Origin of the sequence: Pseudodonghicola flavimaris (genome assembly GCF_030164425.1) — a bacterium.
Lineage (GTDB): Bacteria > Pseudomonadota > Alphaproteobacteria > Rhodobacterales > Rhodobacteraceae > Pseudodonghicola > Pseudodonghicola flavimaris.
On record NZ_JASNJD010000011.1, the window covers coordinates 64,374 to 81,429 of the forward strand.

The 17,056-nt window shown below is 68.5% G+C and carries 17 protein-coding genes; 8 read left to right on the forward strand and 9 right to left on the reverse strand.

What is annotated here, in order from left to right; all coding sequences use genetic code 11:
* The first annotated feature begins 1 nt into the window (after nucleotide 1).
* The 6 genes from QO033_RS15030 (at nucleotide 2) to phnN (ending at nucleotide 4,680) form a co-directional block, all read left to right on the forward strand.
* Nucleotides 2-1,093, forward strand: coding sequence for a carbon-phosphorus lyase complex subunit PhnI (locus tag QO033_RS15030; protein WP_284481801.1), 1,092 nt, complete (start codon nucleotides 2-4; stop codon nucleotides 1,091-1,093).
* Complete coding sequence (locus QO033_RS15035; RefSeq protein ID WP_284481802.1) at nucleotides 1,090-1,686, forward strand: HAD family hydrolase; 597 nt, start codon at nucleotides 1,090-1,092, stop codon at nucleotides 1,684-1,686. Before QO033_RS15030 ends, QO033_RS15035 begins: the two co-directional genes overlap by 4 nt.
* Nucleotides 1,683-2,543, forward strand: a complete 861-nt coding sequence (locus QO033_RS15040; protein ID WP_284481803.1) for an alpha-D-ribose 1-methylphosphonate 5-phosphate C-P-lyase PhnJ — start codon at nucleotides 1,683-1,685, stop codon at nucleotides 2,541-2,543. Before QO033_RS15035 ends, QO033_RS15040 begins: the two co-directional genes overlap by 4 nt.
* 85 nt (nucleotides 2,544-2,628) lie before the next feature.
* The gene (phnK, locus tag QO033_RS15045; protein ID WP_284481804.1) at nucleotides 2,629-3,399 is read left to right on the forward strand and encodes a phosphonate C-P lyase system protein PhnK; all 771 of its coding nucleotides are present in this window, start codon (nucleotides 2,629-2,631) and stop codon (nucleotides 3,397-3,399) included.
* Between the two features lie 10 nt (nucleotides 3,400-3,409).
* On the forward strand, nucleotides 3,410-4,123 hold the full coding sequence (gene phnL / locus QO033_RS15050) for a phosphonate C-P lyase system protein PhnL (RefSeq protein WP_407682119.1): 714 nt from the start codon (nucleotides 3,410-3,412) through the stop codon (nucleotides 4,121-4,123).
* Nucleotides 4,120-4,680: a phosphonate metabolism protein/1,5-bisphosphokinase (PRPP-forming) PhnN gene (phnN, locus tag QO033_RS15055; RefSeq protein ID WP_284481805.1), complete on the forward strand. Its 561-nt coding sequence runs from the start codon at nucleotides 4,120-4,122 to the stop codon at nucleotides 4,678-4,680. Before phnL ends, phnN begins: the two co-directional genes overlap by 4 nt.
* Here phnN and QO033_RS15060 read toward each other — a convergent pair.
* Nucleotides 4,662-5,351 carry a DUF1045 domain-containing protein gene (locus QO033_RS15060; protein WP_284481806.1) on the reverse strand — a complete coding sequence of 230 codons (690 nt, stop codon included), beginning with the start codon at nucleotides 5,349-5,351 and terminating at the stop codon, nucleotides 4,662-4,664. The two genes, phnN and QO033_RS15060, sit on opposite strands and share 19 nt — an antisense overlap.
* A 46-nt stretch (nucleotides 5,352-5,397) precedes the next feature.
* On the opposite strand from QO033_RS15060, the gene QO033_RS15065 reads away from it, so the two are divergent.
* Nucleotides 5,398-6,540 carry an alpha-D-ribose 1-methylphosphonate 5-triphosphate diphosphatase gene (locus tag QO033_RS15065; RefSeq protein WP_284481807.1) on the forward strand — a complete coding sequence of 381 codons (1,143 nt, stop codon included), beginning with the start codon at nucleotides 5,398-5,400 and terminating at the stop codon, nucleotides 6,538-6,540.
* 83 nt (nucleotides 6,541-6,623) lie between these two features.
* On the opposite strand, the gene QO033_RS15070 is transcribed toward QO033_RS15065, so the two are convergent.
* Genes QO033_RS15070 through QO033_RS15105 form a run of 8 tightly spaced genes read right to left on the reverse strand, consistent with a single transcriptional unit; the run spans nucleotide 6,624 to nucleotide 14,439 of the window.
* Nucleotides 6,624-7,100 (reverse strand): class I SAM-dependent methyltransferase, encoded by a 477-nt coding sequence (locus QO033_RS15070; protein ID WP_284481808.1) that lies wholly within the window; start codon nucleotides 7,098-7,100, stop codon nucleotides 6,624-6,626.
* The gene (locus QO033_RS15075; protein WP_284481809.1) at nucleotides 7,097-7,864 is read right to left on the reverse strand and encodes a polysaccharide deacetylase family protein; all 768 of its coding nucleotides are present in this window, start codon (nucleotides 7,862-7,864) and stop codon (nucleotides 7,097-7,099) included. The genes QO033_RS15070 and QO033_RS15075 overlap by 4 nt, the downstream gene beginning before the upstream one ends.
* Nucleotides 7,861-8,997 carry a glycosyltransferase family protein gene (locus tag QO033_RS15080; protein WP_284481810.1) on the reverse strand — a complete coding sequence of 379 codons (1,137 nt, stop codon included), beginning with the start codon at nucleotides 8,995-8,997 and terminating at the stop codon, nucleotides 7,861-7,863. The genes QO033_RS15075 and QO033_RS15080 overlap by 4 nt, the downstream gene beginning before the upstream one ends.
* The gene (locus QO033_RS15085; protein WP_284481811.1) at nucleotides 8,994-9,584 is read right to left on the reverse strand and encodes a histidine phosphatase family protein; all 591 of its coding nucleotides are present in this window, start codon (nucleotides 9,582-9,584) and stop codon (nucleotides 8,994-8,996) included. Before QO033_RS15085 ends, QO033_RS15080 begins: the two co-directional genes overlap by 4 nt.
* Entirely contained in the window at nucleotides 9,581-10,660 is a 1,080-nt protein-coding gene (locus QO033_RS15090) for a glycosyltransferase family 4 protein (protein WP_284481812.1), read from the reverse strand. The genes QO033_RS15085 and QO033_RS15090 overlap by 4 nt, the downstream gene beginning before the upstream one ends.
* On the reverse strand, nucleotides 10,657-11,913 hold the full coding sequence (locus tag QO033_RS15095; RefSeq protein WP_284481813.1) for a glycosyltransferase family 4 protein: 1,257 nt from the start codon (nucleotides 11,911-11,913) through the stop codon (nucleotides 10,657-10,659). Before QO033_RS15095 ends, QO033_RS15090 begins: the two co-directional genes overlap by 4 nt.
* Complete coding sequence (locus tag QO033_RS15100) at nucleotides 11,910-13,154, reverse strand: glycosyltransferase family protein (RefSeq protein WP_407682120.1); 1,245 nt, start codon at nucleotides 13,152-13,154, stop codon at nucleotides 11,910-11,912. Before QO033_RS15100 ends, QO033_RS15095 begins: the two co-directional genes overlap by 4 nt.
* Nucleotides 13,155-13,158: 4 nt before the next feature.
* Nucleotides 13,159-14,439, reverse strand: coding sequence for a nucleotide sugar dehydrogenase (locus QO033_RS15105; protein ID WP_284481815.1), 1,281 nt, complete (start codon nucleotides 14,437-14,439; stop codon nucleotides 13,159-13,161).
* Between the two features lie 187 nt (nucleotides 14,440-14,626).
* Here QO033_RS15105 and QO033_RS15110 point away from each other — a divergent pair, with 187 nt between their 5' ends.
* On the forward strand, nucleotides 14,627-17,047 hold the full coding sequence (locus QO033_RS15110; protein ID WP_284481816.1) for a mechanosensitive ion channel family protein: 2,421 nt from the start codon (nucleotides 14,627-14,629) through the stop codon (nucleotides 17,045-17,047).
* Nucleotides 17,048-17,056 lie beyond the last annotated feature (9 nt).

Genomic DNA, 17,056 nt, shown 5'->3' on the forward strand with positions numbered 1-17,056 from the left:
GATGTATGTTGCAGTCAAGGGCGGTGAACGGGCTATCGAGAACGCCCATGCCTGGCTGGCCGAAGAACGGCGCGGCGATACCTCGGTCGCCGAGCTGTCGGTGGCGCAAATCCGCGAGCAACTGGCGCTGGCGGTGAACCGGGTGATGGCCGAAGGCTCGCTCTACGATCCCGATCTGGCGGCGCTGGCGATCAAGCAGGCGCGCGGCGATCTGATCGAGGCGATCTTTCTGATCCGCGCCTATCGCACCACCCTGCCGCGTTTCGGCGCCACCCGGCCGGTGGAGACCGGAGAGATGGTCTGCGACCGCCGGATCTCTGCCACCTTCAAGGACGCGCCGGGCGGCCAGGTGCTGGGGCCGACCTTCGATTACACCCACCGGCTGCTGGATTTCAAACTGGCAGCGGAGGGCGAGGTGCCGGAGGCGCCGAAGGCGGACCCGCGCAGCGAGTCGACGCCGCATATCACCGAGTTTCTGCAGGGAGAGGATATCATCCAGCGCGAGCCGGAGAGCGAGGCGGTGCCGGGTGATCTGACCCGCCAGCCGATGTCCTTTCCCGCCGGCCGCGATGTGCGGCTGCAATCGCTGACGCGGGGGGACGAGGGCTTCATCCTCGGCATGGCCTATTCGACCCAGCGCGGCTACGCCCGCAACCATGCCTTTGTCGGGGAACTCAGGATCGGCACCGTGGCGGTGGAGATGGAGATCCCCGAACTGGGGTTCGCCATCGAGATCGGTGAGGTCGAGCTGACCGAATGCGAGACGGTGAACCAGTTCAAGGGGTCGAAGACCGAACCGCCGCAATTCACCCGCGGCTACGGGCTGGTCTTCGGCCAGACCGAGCGCAAGGCGATCGCCATGGCGCTGGTCGACCGGGCGCTGCGCTGGCGTGAACTGGGCGAGGATTTCCTGGGCGCCGCCGCGCAGGACGAGGAATTCGTGCTGAGCCATTCGGACAATATCCAGGCCACCGGTTTTCTCGAACACATCAAGCTGCCCCACTACGTGGACTTCCAGTCCGAACTGGAGCTGGTCCGCAAGTTGCGCCGTGAGGCCGGGGTGGATGACGAGGCGCGGGAGGCGGCGGAATGACCGCGGTTGTTTTCGATATCGGCAACGTGCTGGTCGAGTGGGATCCGTGCCGCGCCTGGGAGGACAAGCTGCCCGACCGGGACGCCATCGCGGCCTTCATGGCGCGGGTCGATTTCCCGGCCCTTAACCTGCGCGGCGATCGCGGCGAAAGCTTCGCCTCGTTGGCGGCCGAGGTCGTGGACCCCGGGGACCGGGCGCTGCTTCTGGCCTATCTGGACGGCTACCATCGCACCATCGAGGCCAAGATCGACGGCTCCTGGGACCTGCTCAAGCGCCTGCGGGCGGCCGGGGTGGCGATTCACGCGATCACCAACTGGTCGCACGAGACCTGGCCGATCGGCGTGTCGGTGCATCCCGAACTGGGCGAGGTTTTCGGTGTGACCGTCGTGTCGGGACAGGAAAAGCTGCTGAAACCGGAGCCGGCGATCTTCAGGACGCTGCTGGATCGGACCGGGCTGGCAGCCGACGATTGTCTGTTCATCGACGATTCTCCACGCAACGTCGACGGCGCCCGCGCTGTCGGCATGGACGCGGTTCACTTCACCTCTCCCCAAGCGCTGGAAACCGCGCTGACCGAAAGGGGGCTCCTATGAGCGACTACAACTTCGCCTATCTGGACGAACAGACCAAGCGGATGATCCGCCGGGCGATCCTGAAGGGGCTGGCGGTGCCGGGCTATCAGGTGCCGTTTGCCAGCCGGGAGATGCCGATGCCCTATGGCTGGGGCACCGGTGGGGTGCAGGTCTCCGCCGCGGTGCTGACGCCGGAGGATACCTTCAAGGTGATCGATCAGGGCTCTGACGACACCACCAACGCAGTGTCGATCCGCAAGTTCTTCGAGAAGACCGCGGATGTGGCGGTGACCGAGGCGACCGAAGCGGCGAGTGTCATCCAGACCCGTCACCGTATCCCCGAGGCCGAGCTGAGCGAAGATCAGATCCTGGTCTATCAGGTGCCGATCCCGGAACCGCTGAGGTTCCTGGAGCCGCGCGAGACCGAGACCCGAAAGATGCACAGCCTGGAAGAATACGGGCTGATGCATGTGAAGCTCTATGAGGATATCAGCCAGCACGGCGCCATCGCCACCTCCTATGCCTATCCGGTGAAGGTGGCGGACCGCTATGTGATGGATCCGTCGCCGATCCCGAAGTTCGATAATCCGAAGCTGGAAATGGCGGCAATCCAGCTGTTCGGTGCCGGACGGGAACAGCGCATCTATGCGGTGCCGCCCTATACGCCGGTGGTGAGCCTCGATTTCGAGGATTACCCTTTCGAGGCGACCAAGGCGGATCATCCCTGCGATCTCTGCGGCGCCGAGGACAGCTATCTCGACGAGGTGATCCTCGACGATGCCGGCAACCGGATGTTTGTCTGTTCCGACAGCGATTACTGCCGCAGCCGGCGCGAGGCGGGTCATGTCGGCCGGCTGGGGGTGGAGACGGCGGCATGAGCCGGGACGCAAAATTCTTCGAAGAATTTTGCCAAGAGTTTTCGAAAACTCTTGGTGCTAACCCCGAGGGCGGGGAGGAATGCAAATGACACCTTTGTTGCAGGTCCGCGATGTGGCCAAGATGTATGGGGCGCGCATCGGCTGTACCGGTGTGAGCTTCGATCTCTATCCGGGCGAAGTGATGGGGATCGTCGGCGAAAGCGGCTCGGGCAAGTCGACCTTGCTGAACTGTCTTGCCGGGCATCTGAAACCGGATGCCGGGCAGGTGATCTTCGACACCCGGGTCGACGGGCCGGTGGATACCGTCACCATGTCGGAACCGGCGCGGCGGATGCTGGGGCGCACCGACTGGGCCTTTGTCCATCAGCATGCCCGCGACGGGCTGAGAATGAACGTCAGTGCCGGGGGCAATATCGGCGAGCGGCTGATGGCGGTCGGCGCGCGGCATTACGGCGATATCCGTGCCCGCGCCGTCGACTGGCTGGACCGGGTGGAGATTTCGGAAACCCGGGTGGACGACCGCCCCAGCGCCTTTTCCGGCGGCATGCAGCAGCGGCTGCAGATCGCCCGCAACCTGGTGACAGATCCGCGGCTGGTGTTCATGGATGAACCCACAGGCGGGCTGGACGTGAGCGTTCAGGCCCGGCTGCTGGATCTGCTGCGCGGTCTGGTGCGGCAGATGGGGCTGAGCGCGCTGATCGTCACCCATGATCTGGCGGTGGTGCGGCTGCTGGCGGACCGGCTGATGGTGATGAAGGACGGCCATGTCGTGGAAACCGGGCTGACCGATCAGGTGCTGGACGACCCCCAGCATGCCTATACGCAGCTTCTGGTTTCCTCGGTATTGCAGGTGTGAGGCGCGGGATATGAGTATTTTCGCAGAGAAGAAGAGCCCGGTGATCGCGCTCTCCGGCGTGGGCAAGAGCTTCGTGCTGCACAATCAGGGCGGCGCGGTGATCCCGGTGATGGAGGGCGCCGCGCTGGAGGTTCTGCCCGGTGAATGTGTGGCGCTGACCGGCGCCTCGGGGGCGGGGAAATCGACATTGATGCGGATGATCTACGGCAATTACCGCGCCAATCAGGGGCATATCCTGGTGGGCGGTGTCGATGTCGCCCGGGCCGAGCCGCGCGAGATCATTCGCTTGCGACGCGAGGGTCTGGGCTATGTCAGCCAGTTCCTGAGGGTGGTGCCGCGGGTGCCGACGCTGGATGTGGTGGCCGAGCCGCTGCTGGCCTTGGGCGTGGCGGAAGATCGGGCACGGGCGCGGGCGGCGGCGCTTTTGGCGCGGCTCAACATCCCCGAGCGGCTGTGGAGCCTGAGCCCGACCACCTTTTCCGGTGGCGAGCAGCAGCGGGTCAATATCGCCCGCGGTTTCGCGCATGAATACCCGGCGCTGCTGCTGGATGAGCCAACCGCTAGCCTCGACCCGGTGAACCGCGCCGTGGTGCTGGAACTGATCGAGGCCGCCAAGGCGCGGGGGACGGCGATTGTCGGTATCTTCCACGATGCCGAGGCACGCGACCGGGTCTGTGACCGGGCAGTCGATGTCGCGGCCTTCACACCGCAGGTGGCGGCATGAGCGAGACGGGGGCAGACGGGCCGGTGATTGCCGTCGTCGGCCCCTCCGGTGTCGGCAAGGACAGCGTCATGGCGGCGCTGGTGGCGCGCGATCCCGGCTACCGGCTGCAGCGGCGGGTGATCACCCGCGCCGAGACCGCTGGGGGAGAGGCCTTTACCGGCGTCAGCCCCGAGCGGTTCGAACAGATGGAGGCGGCCGGGGCCTTTGCGCTGAGCTGGCGGGCGCATGGGCTGGCCTATGGCATCCCGGTCCAGATCGCGGCGGCGCGGCGTGGCGCGCGCGGCGTGCTGGTCAACCTGTCGCGCGGCGTGCTGACCGAGGCGGCGGCGCGGTTCCCCGATCTGATCGTCCTGGCGCTGAGCGCCGATCCGGCGGTGCTGGCGGCGCGTCTGGCGGCGCGCGGCCGTGAGGATGCCGAGGATCGCGCCCGCCGGCTGATCCGGGCCGCCGCGCCGTTGCCGGCCGGTCTGCCGCGGGTGGTGGCGCTGGACAACAGCGGTTCGTTGGAGGCGACGGTCACCGCCGCCCTGAGTCTGCTTCAGCCGGAGAGCGCGTAGCGATGGATCAGGTGGAACCGGCCGTCGGCGGCCTCTCCCATCAGCGCCAGATCGGCGATCGCGAAGGGTGCGGGCAGCAGCGGCGCCAGATTGCGACCGAGATGGGCATCGACCGCTGCCAGCCGGTCCTTGGCGAGCTTGCCGGTCAGGGTGATGTGAAACCGGAATTCTTCCATCACGTAGGGATAGCCCCAGCGGATCAGGTTCGCCTCCTGCGCCGGGCTGAGACCGGCGGCGCGGCGGCGGGCCAGTTCGGCTTCGGGCGCGGGTGCGCGGAAGGGATCCAGGGCCTCGACCACCCGGGCGGCCAGCGCGTTCAGCGCCGCCTGATCGCCGCAGGGCCGCAGCGCCAGGAAGCGGCCGAGGCGCGCCAGTTCAAGACCGTCGAGGCGGAGCGGCGCCAGGTCGCGGCAGAGCGCGGCACAGGCGGCCTCCAGCGCGACGCGGCTCTGGCCTGCGGCGAGGCGGAAGGGCGGCTTGATCGTGGCGTGGGCGCCGTATTTGCGCGGCGTCGCGGTGATCTCCGCCACCGGCAGCGGCAGCTCCGGGGCCTCGGGATGCGGCATCTCCCGGCCGGTCTCCATGTCCCAGCCCAGCCAGCGGGTGATGAACCGGCCCCAGTCCGCATTGACGGGTGGGGCGTAGTAGACAGCGTAACGTTCGAATTCCATGTCGGCTCCGGCAGACGGGTCTTTCCCCAGAAAATGCGATAATCAGATGACAGAAACACTACATCTTGCCAATGCCCTGCTGGTTCTGCCGGAGGAGGTCGTGGCCGGCGGGGTCACCCTGGTGGACGGCCGGATCGCGGCGATCGACAGCGGCACCGGGGTGCCGGCCGGCGCGGTGGATTGCGGCGGCGATTACCTTGCCCCGGGGCTGATCGAGCTGCACACCGACAACCTGGAACGCCATATCCAGCCGCGCCCCAAGGTCGACTGGCCGCATGCGGCGGCGATGCTGGCGCATGACGCGGAACTGGCGGGCACCGGCATCACCACCGTCTTCGATGCGATGCGGGTGGGCTCGATCCCCAACGGCAAGGGACGTTACCTGAAATATGCCCGCCAGCTGGCCAGCGAGCTGATGGAGCTGCGCGCCGCCGATGCACTGAAGATCAGCCATTTCCTGCACCTGCGCGCCGAGGTCTGTTCCGAGACGCTGATGGAGGAGCTCTCCGAATTCGGCGAGGCCGACCGGGTCGGGCTGGTCAGCCTGATGGATCACACCCCGGGGCAGCGGCAATTCCGCGACATCTCGAAGCTTGAGCAATACATGAAGGGCAAGCACGCGATGAGCGACGACGACTTCCTGCAGCATGTGGCGCAGCTGAAATCGCTGCGCGACCGGCTGGGGGAGGCGCATGAGCAAGCGGTGGTGGCCGAGGCGGCGCGCTTCGGCGCGGTGCTGGCGAGCCATGACGACACCACGGCGGAGCAGGTGGCGACCTCGGCCGCCTATGGCATCGGGCTGGCGGAATTTCCCACCACGGTGGAGGCGGCGCGGGCCTGCCGGGAGCACGGCATCAAGGTGATCATGGGGGCGCCCAACCTGGTGCGCGGCGGGTCGCATTCGGGCAATGTGGCGGCCTCGGAACTGGCGGAACTGGGGCTTCTGGACATCGTGTCTTCGGATTACGTGCCGGCGGCGCTGCTCTTGTCGGCGGTGCGGCTGGGGACGATGTGGGGCGATCTGGCGCGCGGCCTGGCGACGGTCACCCGCACCCCGGCGGCGGCGGTGGGTCTGGCCGATCGCGGGGTGCTGGAGACCGGCAAGCGCGCCGATCTGATCCGCTTCGGACTGCGCGGCGAAGTGCCGGTGCTGCACGCGGTCTGGGTTCAGGGGCGCCGGGTGGCGTGATCCGAGCGCGCGCGCCTGAGGGCGCGCGTGCCTCCGGCGGGGATGTTTGCGGCCAGAAAAGATCGCGGAGCCGTCCCGGCCGGTCAGGCGCGGTAAAACAGGTAGCGGTCGGGCGCGATGCTGTCCGGTCCGGTGAGCGGGGCGAAGCCGACCAGCGGCTGGCCCGAGACGATGATCCCGCCGGGCGCCATCACTGCCGCGATCAGCGGCGACAGCCGGGCCGCCTCTGCCACGTCCTTTTCCTTGATGCCGAAGCCGAAGTCGTAATGCGCCAGCACGATGCGGGCGCCGGTCTCGGCCAGTTTGCGCAGCATCGGTTCGGCCTCGCCCTGTAGGAAATCCGCCTCGGGCGGGGTGCAGGAGGGGTGGCACTGCAGCACCCGGTCGATCACCCAGATGCGGCGGTCGGGCAGGATTTCGCGCAGGTGGTCGTAGGTGCGGCCGTTGCCGAGGCCGAGATCGACGACATCGCCGGAGAGGCCCGCGATCTGCTCGGCGGCCCAGTTCAGCCCGTCGCGTTGCGCGGCGAGCCGCCGCAGCATGGAATCCAATCGGCTCATGTCGTCTCCTCGGGGTCGGTGGGAAAGATCCAGCGGCGGACCGGGCCGGCGGCGAGCCGGGTCAGCAGCGCTGCGGTGAAATCCTGGATCGCCGCGTCATGGACCAGGTGGTGGGTCAGCAGCCCGTAGGGCTCGGCCGCATCGGCGCGGCCTTCGCGGCGGTCGGCCAGATCGCCGGCCATCTGGGCGATCAGCCGGTCGGGATCGGCCAGCGACCGGCTGCCGCGCCAGTCGATCGGGTCGAGATGGGTGTTTATCTGCTGCAGTCCCGGCGCGGCCTCGGCCCTTGCCCGCGGCGTGAAGGTCGAGATCGCCCGGTAGCCGAGCGCCGGCAGCAGCGCCACCATCTCCGGCGCGATGCGGTTCCAGGGCGGCACGAAGACGGGACGCAGCGCCGGGCCGAACAGGGCGGAGAGGCGCAGCAACCCGTTGCGGGCCTCTGCCGCCATGTCGGGCAGCGGCCGGTGGGCACCGAATTCGGCCTTTTTCTCGCCCCGGGGGGCGTGGCTGCGATGTGCCCAGCCGTGGACCAGCGGGATCAGAGTTTGTCGGCTGGCGACCAGATCGGCCAGCGCCGGGCTGGCCTGCGCCGGGATGATCGCCAGATGGACCGGAAAGCCGGTCATGTCCGACAGCGCCATCAGTTCGCCGAGCCGGGCGCCGGGGGCGACGGCATCGTCGTCGCGCCACCAGACCGGCAGCATCCGCCCGGCGGCGCGCCAGCGGTCGAGTTCACGGTCGAGCGGGGTCCAGTCCGGGGTCATCTGCCTGCCTCTGCCATCTCTGAGGCAATTGCCACGGATCGGGCGGCGCCGTCAAATCTGAGCGCGCTGCCCTGTCGCGGGCCGGCGGCGATCACCCGGTCCAGCGCGGTGGCCAGGGCGGCGGCATCCAGATCGGCGGCGGGCAGCAGGGAAATGCCCGGCAGACGGGCGAGGCTGGCGGCGCGCAGGCCCTGTTCCACCTCCTTGCCGGCATCGAAGGGGACCAGCACCGCCGGGGTGCCCGCCTGCAGCAGATCCATCGCCGTGTTGTAGCCGCACATGCTGACCGAGGCGCGGGCGGCCGGCAGCATCTGGCGGAAATCTGGGCGGGCGGGTTCCACCCGGGCATTGGCGGGGGCGGCATGGCGGAGCGCGGCGAGACGCTCGGGATCGCCGCCGCCGACCAGCAGCCGCCAGCTCAGATCGGGACGCAGCCGGGCGGTGGCCAGCGCGGTTTCGAAGATCGGATCGCCGACCGCACCGCCGCCGGCGCTGACCAGCACTTCGCCCTGGCCTTCGCCGGTCGGGTGCGGGGCGGGCGCCGGTGGCGCGACATAGCCGGTATAGCGCAGTTTCCGCGTCAGCGCCGGGGTCAGCGGCCAGCTGATGTCCAGTGTGGTCGCGGCGGGATCGGAATGCACCAGCACCGCGTCGTAGAATGCGGTGACGATTTCCTCGGCGCGGGCCGCCTTCTTCGGTTTCGAGGGCGGCGCCAGGATATCGCGGATCGAGGCGAGCACCACTGGCCGCCGCCGCATGTCGCGGGCGGTTTCCAGCAGGGCGAGGAATTCCCCCGACAGGCTGCGGCGGCCGAAGGGGAAGAGCTCGGTGATCAGCACATCGGGGGCGAAGGCGGTCAGCCCTTCGCGCAGGGCGGTGATGCGGGCGTCGAGCCAGGCGGCATCGGCCTCCTCGCCGCGATCGGTGAGCAGGCGGGTGAAATCCACCCCGTCCGAGGCCAGGGGCGGCAGTTGCAGCCAGCCGAGCCCGCCGCGGTCCAGATGCGGCGCCGGGCGGCCGCCGGAGGCGATCAGCACCTCGTGACCGGCGGCCGCGAAGGCGTGGCCCAGGGTCAGCGCGCGCGCCAGATGGCCGGTGCCCAGCAGGTGGGTGACGACGATCATCACCTTCATGGCGCTGTCTCCGCCGGGATCAGCCGGATCGGTTCGCCCTCCGGGATGAGGCGGTCGCCGGAGACCTGCAGCAGATAGAGCCGGTTGCGCTTGATCCGGAACGGGGCGGGGCCGTCGAAGTCCCAGCCATGGGCGCGCGCCAGCAGCACCCGCATCACCCCGATGTGGCAGACCGCCACCGCGTCGCGGTCGAGCGTGGCGAGCCAGGGGCGGAGCCGGGTCCAGAGGTCGCGCGGGCTTTCGCCGCCGGGCGCGCGATAGTCCCAGCCCCAATCCTCGATATGCCGGAAGCCGCTGTCGGGCGAGGCCAGCAGGTCGAGGCCGCGCTGCCCCTCCCACGCGCCCCAGTTCATTTCCATCAGCTCCGGGACGAGCCGGGGGGCGCGGCCGGCCACCAGTCGGGCGGTCTCTGCCGCGCGCTCCAGTGGGCTGGACCAGAGCTCTGCCCCGGCCCAGGCGCCGGGCAGGCGCAGGGCGGCAAGGCTGGCCCGCGCCTCATCGTCCAGGGGGATGTCACTGGCGCCCTGAATGCGGCCCTGCCGGTTCCAGCCGGTATGGCCATGGCGGAGGAGGGCGAGGCGGATCATGCGGCGGGCTCCAGCAAGGGGGCCACGGCGGACCAGAACCGGTCGGTCGCGGCCGGGCGCAGGTGGGTGGCGGCAATCATCGCGCGGGCCTCCGCCCCCCGGGCGCGGCGCAGCGCGGGATCGTCCAGCAGGCGGCTCAGGGTGCGGGCCAGCGCTTCGGGGCCGGCCTCGGGTGTCGGGTAATCGCCGGGCAGCAGCACGTCGCGCACCCCGGGGCGGTCCTGGGCCACCACCGGCAGGCCGGCGGCCTGGGCTTCGAGATAGACCATGCCGAAGGCCTCGTTCACCCCGGGCCAGAAGAACAGCCCGGCGCGGGCATAGGCGGCGGTGAGTGCTGTGCGGTCCAGCAGGCCGAGAAAGCGGACCCGGTTGCCGAAGCGGGCCATCAGCGCCGCGACCTCGGCCCGGGCGGGGCCATCGCCGGCGATCTCCAGCCGCCAGTCGCCGGGCAGATGGGCAAGGGTCTCGGCGATGATGCGGTAGGAGGAGAGTTTGTCGCCGGCCCGCATCATGCCGGCACTCAGCATCGGGCCGTCGCAGCCGGAGGCCGCCGGCAGCCCGTCGGCGGGCAGGAAGGGCGGCAGATGCACCAGCCGCTGCCCCGCCGGACGATGGCGGTCCAGGGTGATCAGATCGTTCGCGGTCAGGTAGAAGATCACCGCCGCCGCATCGCAGGCGGCCTCTGCCGCCTGTGCGAACTCCGCCCAGGGGCCGGTCAGCCGCTTCTTGGCCCGGGTGGACTCGAGCTGGACATAGGGCAGGTCCAGCGCGGCGCAGACCGCGGGGCCGATCAGATCGGGCGCCTTGTAGTAATTGTGATAGGTCACCCAGAGCGCCGGGCGATCCTGACCGAGGGCGGGGATCAGCCGCGCGACCTCATCCGCAGCCCGCCGCCGCAGCGCGGCCTGCCGGGCGGGATCGCCGGTCTTGTCATGCAGCCGCAGGTCCGAGACCAGCCGCACCTCCGCCCCGCCGGCGCCAATGGCGGCGATCAGGTTGCGCGCCATTTCCCGGTCGCCGGAGGGCGTCGAGGCATTGGGCGGTTTCAGCGGCGCGTAAAAGGCGATCGGGGTCATCGGGCCAGGGCGGGTGCGGTGGCGATCATCCGGCGCAGCCTGGCGGCGAGCCGGTCGATGCCGGGCTGCATGGTGAACTCCGCCAAGAGCCGGGCGCGGGCGGCGTCGGCCATGCTGGCGGCGCGAGCCGGATCGCGGCCGAGGGTCTCGATCGCCTGCGCCAGTTCGGCGGGATCGTCGCCGGCCAGCAGCCCCTGTTTGCCGCTGTCGATGAACTCGGGGATCGCCGCGACGGCGGTGGAAATCACCGGCAGCAGCTGCGAGGCTGCCTCCATCAGCACGTTGGGCAGCCCGTCGCGGTCGCCGTCGGCGGCGATGCGGCTGGGCAGGACGAAGAGATCGGCTGCGCGCATGGCGGCGATCACCTCGGGCTGGTCGCAGGCGCCGCGCCAGTCGATCCGCGCCGCGATGCCGGCGGCTTCGGCCTGGGCGGCCAGCGGCGCGCGCAGCTCGCCGCCGCCGATATGGGTCCAGTACCAGTCGATATCCCCGGGCAGCAGCGCCAGCGCCGCGATCAGCCGGTCGAAGCCCTTCTTCTCCACCAGCCGTCCCACCGACAGCAGATGCAGCGGTGCCCCGGGCGCGCGCAGCGGCCGCTGCGGCGGCGGCGGAAAGCGCGACAGGTCGAGCCCGTGATAGATCAGATCGACCTTGGCCGGATCGCCGGCCAGATCACGCAGGTGCCGGGCGCCATAGGCGGTGCAGGTGGCGCCGAAGATCGCCGCATGGGGGCCGGCCAGCTTCTCGCGCTTCTCCCAGTCGGGCGAGGTCCAGATATCCTTGGCATGGGCGGCATAGCTCCAGGGCAGGCCGCGCATGATCGCGGCATAGCGGGCGACCGAACTGGGGGTGTGCAGGAAGTGGGAGTAGAGGCCGCGGGTGCCCTCAGGCAGTTCGGCGGCTAGAACGCAGGCCTGACCGAAGCGGCGGATGCGGTTGCGGCTCTGGTCCCGGCGCAGATCGGCGCGCCAGATCGCATAGGCCTGCGGGTAGCCGGGCAGGGCGCGGGCGATCCCCCGGGCACGGGCGACGCGGGCGGGATCGTCATGGAGGTATTCCGGCAGATAGCGCACCCTGGCCCTCAGCCGGTCGTGCAGCGGGTGGCGCTTGACGTCGGTGGGATGGCGCAGCGACCAGATGTCGAAGCGCAGCCCGGCCTCTTCCAGCGCGACCAGTTCCTGGGCGATGAAGGTTTCGGACAAGCGCGGCCAGCCCTTCACCACAACGGCGAGCGGCGGGGACTGCAGGGTCATTCCGCTGCCTGTCCGGCCGGGTGGTCCAGCAGGGCGGAGACCCGGCGGGTCACGTCGTCGAGCCCGTCGAGGAGCCCCGACAGCCGGCCGTCCCGCATGGCCTGTGACGGCAGCGGCTGGCCGGGCAGGTCGCGGATGGCGCGGATCATCGCCGCCGGGGTCAGCCCGTCGCGGCCTTCTTCCAGCATGCGCACCAGGCCCAGTTCCTCCGCCCGCGAGGCGCGGATCCATTGTTCCAGCCGCGGCACGGTGCGCGGCACGATCACCGCCCGCTGGTCGAAGGAGAGCACCTCGCAGAATGTATTGTAGCCGCCCATGCAGACCACGCCGCGGGCGTTGGCGAACAGCGGTTCGATCTGGGATTCGAAGCCCACGGCACTGACCCGCCCCTCCAGCCGGGCGACGCGGGCCTCGAATTCGGCGCGGGTGTCGCCGGACAGGAAGGGGCCATAGACGATCACCGCCCGGGGGCCCAGATCGGGGTCCTGCTCATAGGCGGACAGCACCAGATCGACCATGAATTCGCCGTCGCCGCCACCGCCGGGGGTGATCAGCACATAGGGGTCGTCGTCGGACGCATGGGCTGCACCCGGCCCCAGATCGCGGCGCAGATAGCCGGTCCAGTGCATCCGCGCCCGCACCGATGCCGGCAGGTTGAGACCGGCGACCGGATCGTAGATTTCGCGCAGCCCGTAGACCCAGATCTCGTCGTAGAACTCCTGCATCACCTCGGCCGCGCCCTTGCGCGACCATTCGGCGGCCAGCAGCTCGGGATCGTCGAGCACGTCGCGCAGACCCAGCACCAGCTTGGTCCGGCCGCCTGCCCGCAGCAGTTTCAGCGTCTGCAGCAGTTCGCCGCGAAATCCAGAGGGTTCCTTGTCGACGATCAGGATGTCGGGCTCGTATTGCCGGGCGGAGGTTTCGATCAGCGCCGCGCGCAGATCTGTGATCTCCTCGATGTCGAGCCCCAGGGTCTGGGCGACATAGGAACCGTCGGAGCGTTTTGTGACGCCGGGCAGGCGGATATGATCGACCCGGCGCGGAAAGGCGAAGCGGCCGGCCACCGGCGATCCGGTCAGGATCAGGGCCGAGGCCTCCGGCATGGCGCGGGTGATCGCCCCGGCCAGCGCGCGCGACCGGCGCAGATGCCCCAGTCCGAAGGTGTCATGGCTGTAGAGCATGACCCGCGGCGCACGGTCCCGTTGCCGCAGATGGCTCTGATATGTCCCGCCCGTCATCATGCTGTCACAGCCTCAGGTCAGCGCCCGATTTGCCGAAAATCCCCTTGATATCGTACAGGACCGCCCCCGGTTTGCCCAAGCCGCGAATGGCGTCGCTGCCCATATCGGTGAATTCCTTATGCGCCACGGCCACGATGATGGCATCATAGGCCCCGGCATCGGGGCTGGCGATAGGGGTGATGCCATATTCCGCGGCGATGGCGGCGGGGTCGACCCAGGGATCGTAGACATCGGCGCCCAGCGAATAGGCTTCGAGCTCGGAAACGATATCGGCGACCCGGGTGTTGCGGGTGTCGGCACAGTTTTCCTTGAAGGTGAAGCCCATCACCAGAACCCGGGCCCGGGCCAGATTGGCGCCGCGCGCCAGCAGCGCCTTGATCAGCTCATGGGTGACATGCTTGCCCATCTGGTCGTTGATGCGGCGGCCGGCCAGGATCACCTCGGGGTGATAGCCCAGCTGTTCGGCGCGATAGGTCAGGTAATAGGGGTCGACGCCGATGCAGTGGCCACCGACCAGGCCGGGCCGGAACGGCAGGAAGTTCCACTTGGTGCCCGCCGCCTCCAGCACCTCCAGCGTATCGAGCCCGAGGCGCGAGAAGATCAGCGAGAATTCGTTGACCAGGGCGATGTTCAGGTCGCGCTGGGTGTTCTCGATCACCTTGGCGGCCTCCGCCGTCATGATGGAGCTCGCCCGGTGCAGCCCGGCCTTGACCACCGGTGCATAGAGCGCCTCGACCCGGTCGAGCGTTTCCGCGTCCTGCGCGGAGATGATCTTGACCACATCCTGCAGCGAATGTTCGGCGTCGCCGGGGTTCACCCGCTCCGGCGAATAGGCCAGTTTGATGTCGTCATAGAGCGTCAGCCCGGAGAGCGCGGCGAGCACCGGGCCGCAGACCTCTTCGGTGACGCCGGGATAGACGGTGCTTTCCACCACCACCAGCGCGCCCGGGGTCAGATGGGGGGCGATGGTGCGGCAGGCGGCGCGCAGCGGCTCCAGATCCGGGGTCTTGGCGTCGGTGATCGGGGTTGGCACCGCGATGATGAAGGTGGTGCAACCGGCCAGATCGCCGGGCTCGGCGGCGAATTGCATCTGGGCCGCGCTGAGCGAGGCGCCGGACACCTCGCCGTTGCGGTCGCGGCCCTGACGCAGCGCCGCAATATGCGCCTGATCGGTGTCGAAGCCGACGGTGTCGAAGCCGGCGCGGGCCAATGCCACAGCCAGGGGCAGCCCGACATAGCCGAGACCCAGCACCGCGATCCTGTCCTGATTGCCTTGCCTGGCCATCGCCTGTCTCTTGCTTGCCTTGGTCCGCACGGGCCTGGGCGCTGGCGGACACGCCCGTACTAGTGAAATCGGGTCTGAATGCAAACAGGTTTCTGCGGTTCATCTATGACCGATCATCCGGGTTTGCCTTGAAAATCGCGCTCCTGTAGCGTGACGGAAACATGCGCGACAGGAACCGGGCCGAGGAATGACCATGCTGCTACGTCTGGTGCTGATGTTCTGGCTGCTGATGCTGGCACCATTGCCCGGGATGGCGCAATCGCTGTTCTCGCTGGGAACCGGCAGCAGCACGGCGACCGGCCGTTCCGGCGCCGACGCCGCCGCAGCCGATCCGGTGAACAATCTGGCCGAGGCGCTGAAGCAGGCCGCCGCCGCCGGGGTGAAGGTGATCGTCGTCGACCCTGAGGGCCGGCCGGTGCCGACCGCCGCCACCTCGGATGCGGGCCCGACGGTGCCGGCAGAGGCGGGCGCGGGGAAGGCCGATGGCACCGGCGCGGGGAGCGGGATGAAGGGCGGCTCGTCAATGATGATGGCGCAGAGCCGCATCGATGCCTTCCGCCTCGCGCTGCGCGAACGGCTCGACGCGTTGCCCAATTCGATCAACGAAGTCGCCTATATCTTGCGCGCCACCAGTCCCGACGGGCGCATCAGGACCTATGCCGAGGTGCTGTTCTGGAACATCGTGTTCCTGGTGATCGGCTATATCATCTATGCCCGGGTCTACGGCCCGCATCTGGCGGGAAAATTCATCATTCCCAAGGTCAAGGCAGCGCCGCGCGGCTATTTGGAAAAGATGCCCTTCCTGGTCTACCGCTTTTTCGCCGGCATGCTGGGCACGGTGCTGTGCATCGTGGTGGCGCTGATCCTCGGGACGATCTTTGCCCGCTACGGCGACGATCTGTCGGTGCAGCTGACGGCGACGGCGATTTTCGCGACCTTCTTCGTCTCCCGTTCGGTCTCCGATCTGTGGCGGATGATCCTATCGCCGTTCCTCAGCCAGTACCGGATGCCGCATTTCTCTGATCGCGATGCGCGGCGGATCTACTACTGGGCCTCGGCGCTGACCTCCTTCAACGTGGCGACGGTGGTGTTCAGTACCTGGATCAACGATTTCGGGCTGAACTATAACGCCTATGCGCTGCTCTACGGCATGCTGACGCTGCTGGGCGCGCTGGGGAACGTGCTGCTGCTGGTGGTCAACGGGCGGGCGATCAGCCATGCGATCCGCGGCGGTCGCGCGGTGACCGAGGTGACCTGGATGGCACGCATGCTGTCCTATCTCTGGGCGCCGGTGATGCTGGGTTATTTCATCTATTCCTGGCTGCGGCTGTTCTATGAACTGGTGATGGAGGTGCCGGTGGGCATCCCGCCGATTGCCGCGGCCTATTCCAGCTTCGTTGCCATCATCGTGGTCTATGCGGCGATCAACTACGGCATCGAGCTTTATTTCGCGCGCAGCCGCGGGCGGGCGGTGCTGAACGACATTTCCACCGCCGCCGAACGGGCCGAGGCCGAGGCGAGCGGCCTGTCCCGGTCGCTGCGGCTGCATGCGCCGTCGATCACCACCTACGAACAGCTGGCGCGCCATGTCTCGGGGCTGCTCGCCTTCACCGCCGGCGTCTATGCGCTGGTGCTGATCTGGGACACCAAGCGCCGGCTCAGCCAGAACCCGATGGTCGACAGCCTGATGGACGTGATTGTGATCCTCTTCATCGGCTATGTCGTCTATCACATGTTCCGGATCTGGATTGACAGCCGCATCGCCGAGGAGGCGGGAGAGGCCGGGGAATCGGAACTGGGCGACGAGGGCGGGGCCGCCGGGGCCAGCCGCCTGGCGACGCTGCTGCCGCTGTTTCGCGGCGCCATCCTGGCGGTCGTCGTCGTCTCCATCGGGCTGATCGCGCTGATGGAACTGGGCATCAACGTCAGCCCCCTGTTCGCCGGCGCTGGCGTCGTCGGCCTGGCGGTGGGCTTTGGGGCGCAGACGCTGGTGCGCGATATCTTCTCGGGCGCGTTCTTCCTGATCGACGATGCCTTTCGCAAGGGCGAATATATCGACATCGGCGACGTGAAGGGCACGGTGGAGAAGATATCGGTCCGATCGTTCCAGCTGCGTCACCACCTGGGCGCGCTGCACACCATTCCCTTCGGCGAGATCAAGGTGCTGACCAATTTCTCCCGCGATTGGGTGATCATGAAGCTGCCCCTGCGGGTGACCTATGACACCGATGTGGAAAAGGTCCGCAAGCTGATCAAAAGGCTGGGGCAGGAGCTGCTGAGCGATCCGGTGATCGGCGATAACTTCATCCAGCCGCTGAAATCCCAGGGCGTGATCGAGATGCAGGACAGCGCCATGATCATCCGGGTCAAGTTCATGACCAAACCGGGCGATCAGTTCCTGGTGCGCAAGCGCGTCTACGAGGAAATCCGCGAGCTCTTTGCCCGCGAGGGCATCAAGTTCGCCCATCGCGAGGTGACCGTGCGGCTGGCCGACGGCGACAGCAAGGAGCTGACGCCGGAGCAGCGCGAAGCCGTGGCGGGAGCGGTGCAGGGGGCCATCGAGGACGACGATCTGGAGCAGGGCGGCGGCCACGCCGACGACCGCTGAGGGGGTTCA